3 protein-coding genes and 2 tRNA genes are annotated in these 2,998 nt (G+C 54.6%); all 5 read right to left on the bottom strand.

Annotated elements, in window-relative coordinates:
- Window positions 1-77 (bottom strand) — tRNA-Met (locus tag GX016_10315).
- A 13-nt stretch (window positions 78-90) separates the two neighbouring features.
- A tRNA-Met gene (locus tag GX016_10310) sits at window positions 91-167 on the bottom strand.
- Between the two features lie 202 nt (window positions 168-369).
- Window positions 370-1,293 (bottom strand): homoserine kinase, encoded by a 924-nt coding sequence (locus GX016_10305; protein HHT71934.1) that lies wholly within the window; start codon window positions 1,291-1,293, stop codon window positions 370-372.
- A complete protein-coding gene (locus GX016_10300) occupies window positions 1,294-2,358 on the bottom strand; it encodes a threonine synthase (protein HHT71933.1) in 1,065 nt (354 codons plus the stop codon).
- The coding region (locus GX016_10295) for a homoserine dehydrogenase (protein ID HHT71932.1) at window positions 2,330-2,998 on the bottom strand (669 nt) is incomplete at its 5' end. The genes GX016_10295 and GX016_10300, both read right to left, overlap by 29 nt.

Below are 2,998 nucleotides of genomic sequence, written 5' to 3'. Positions count from 1 at the left end.
TGGTAGCGGCGAAGGGATTTGAACCCCTGACACTGCGGGTATGAACCGCATGCTCTAACCATCTGAGCTACGCCGCCATGTTTTCGTTGTTGGTTGCGGGGGCTGGATTTGAACCAGCGACCTCCGGGTTATGAGCCCGACGAGCTACCGGACTGCTCCACCCCGCGCTGTCTGTTCGGGAACCACTAGTATTATACCTGGAGTAAGTTGATAAGTCAATAGACATTAATGGTATAAGTTGCTAATAGTGTTTTGATCTCTCGGGCAGCCACAGAGAGCTGCCACTACACCAAGGCTTGGCCTGTCATGGGCCTTAGAGAGGCCTAAGCGGAGGGGCGGGCACGGAGACCCGCCCTAAATTAACGCTCCTTAGGCTAGGCATTGGCACAGTTCGGCCAACACTTCCGCTCCCTTGACAGCCGGGGTGGTAATGATAGTCTGCGCAGCCACGCCATGATCCTTAAAGGCTCGCTTCATAGCTCTGCCAATGGCAGTTAAGTTATCCTGGGCAAAAGCAATTACCGACGGCCCGGATCCGCTCAGTGCCACTCCCAGCGCTCCTGCCTTTTGGGCTGCCTCGAACACCGCCGGCATGCCAGGTACCAAAGAAGAGCGATAGGGCTGATGCAGCTTATCCTCCAGTGCCACCGACAACAGGCTCAAGTCGTCGGTAAGGAAGCCAGCAGTTAACAGTGCAGTGCGGCTAAGGTTAAAAACCGCCTGTTCCCGGGATAAAGTCTTAGGTAGAATCTCCCGAGCCTGCTGAGTTGATAGCTTGAACTCTGGGACTGCCACCACTAGCTTAAGGCTGTCGGGAAAGCGTGTTTTTAGATAATGCGTCTTTTCGCCGCTACCACAGGAGATAACCAAACCACCCAGCAGAGCCGCACTGATATTGTCTGGATGGCCTTCCAATTCTAAGGCCAGTGCCAGTATTTCTTCCTGACTGAGGGGAACATCCAGGAGCTGTTGGGCCGCTAACAGTCCTCCCACAGTGGCAGCGGCGCTGCTGCCCAAACCACGGGCAATAGGGATATTATTGATTAATTTTAAAGACAAGGCCGGCAATGCCTGTTTTTTGTAATCAAAAGCCTTTTTTAATGCTTGAAACGCCAAGTTAGCTTCATCCAGCGGAAGCTCCCCCGCACCTTGTCCCTGGATCGTTATCTCAAGGGGTGTACCGGCCGGCCTAAGTTCCACTTCCAGGTAATTGTAGATGGAAAGAGCCAGCGCCAAGGCATCAAAGCCCGGGCCTAGATTGGCCGTGCTGGCCGGAACTCGCACAGAAAACATTTAGTTCACCCCCGCTGCGACAAGCTTACTTAAAGCACTGAAATCGGCCGCTACTGTCCTGGGTTCGGGACTCTCTTGGATGGCAAGGTCAGGGTCTTTTAATCCGTGTCCGGTAAGAATGCAGACTACCTTTGCCCCCGGATCAAACTTATGAACTTGTGACTGTTTAATAATTCCGGCCACTGACGCAGCTGAAGCCGGTTCTACAAACAAGCCTTCTTGCCCGGCCAACAGCTTTTGGGCGGCCAGAATTTCGGCATCGCTTACAGCCTGGATAGCCCCGTTGGACTCTTGGGCCGCTTGCACTGCCAGATCCCAACTGGCCGGGTTACCGATGCGAATAGCTGTAGCCACTGTCTCCGGATTTTCAACTACGTGGCCCAAGGTTAAAGGTGCTGCTCCGGCGGCCTCAAACCCCAGCAACTGAGGCAATGATTTGCTTTTGCCGGCTGCCTGATACTCCTTAAATCCCATCCAGTAGGCACTGATGTTGCCAGCATTGCCCACCGGCAGTGCCAGGACCGTGGGCGCTGTGCCCAGAGCATCGCAGATTTCGAACGCGGCTGTCTTCTGCCCCTGCAGCCGCATGGGGTTAAGAGAGTTGACCAGTTTCACCGGTAGCTGGTCGGCCAGTTCCCGGACCAAGGCCAGAGCCTGATCGAAATTGCCTTCAACTGCCAGCACTTCAGCCCCATAAAACAGGGCTTGGGCCAGCTTCCCTTTGGCTATTTTCCCCGCTGGTAGCAAAACCCAGCATTTGATGCCTGCTCGTGCCGCATAAGCCGCAGCCGAGGCGGCCGTGTTACCGGTGGAAGCGCAGATCACCGCTTGGGCTCCCTCTTCCACCGCTTTGCTTACAGCCATGGTCATACCCCGATCTTTAAACGATCCGGTGGGGTTTAAGCCTTCATATTTAGCATAGACCGCACAGCCCACCGACCGGGAGACTGTCGGTAGCGGCACCAGCGGCGTATTTCCTTCGTTAAGAGTAATCCGCGGCGTTTGTTCACTGATTGGTAAATAAGAAGCGTAATGCTCAATGATGCCCGGCCACATAGGCTTCATCTCCTTCAACGATCATGGGTTGATGAATGGTAAATATCTCCGGGTACGATCGTAAAGCGTCGATTGCCGTCTGAAAACGTTGGCCCTCGGTTGGGTGGGTAACCACCACAATCTCGGCCCCGCGCTCTGTCTGGCATTTTTGAATTACCGACCACAAGCTGACATCGGCGGCACCAAAAGCGGCTGCCATTTTGGCCATAACCCCCGGTTTGTCCTTCACTTCCAGGCGGACAAAATAGCTAGCGCGCACCTGGTTCGGAGGGCAAAAGGGTTTACTGGCAAAACAAGTACAGCCGTTGCGTCCTTTTACCCCGTCGACTATATTATGGGCCACTTCAATTATGTCTCCCACCACAGCACTGGCTGTGGGCATACGGCCGGCTCCCAGGCCAACGAACACCACTTCACCTACAGCATCGCCTTGGACCACAATGGCGTTTAGAACCCCCTCCACCGAGGCCAAAGAATGATATTGCGGCACCAAAGAAGGGTGAACCCGCACCTGTAAGCCCGCTTCTGTTTCCTGCGCCAGAGCCAGTAGCTTTATTTTGTAACCCAGCTCGCGGGCATAAGCCAAGTCTTGCGGTTCCAGACGCTCAATACCGACACAGTTGACATCGGACTCCTGGACGCGAGCGCC

It is taken from the genome of Bacillota bacterium, assembly GCA_012837285.1.
Taxonomy (GTDB): Bacteria; Bacillota; DTU030; order DUMP01; family DUMP01; genus DUNI01.
This window is presented reverse-complemented; position numbering and strand designations above follow the sequence as displayed.

Coding starts and splice junctions, on each gene's coding strand:
- GX016_10305 (HHT71934.1), bottom strand. CDS start 1,293: ATGTTTTCTGTGCGAGTTCCGGCCAGCACGGCCAATCTAGGCCCGGGC.
- GX016_10300 (HHT71933.1), bottom strand. CDS start 2,358: ATGAAGCCTATGTGGCCGGGCATCATTGAGCATTACGCTTCTTATTTA.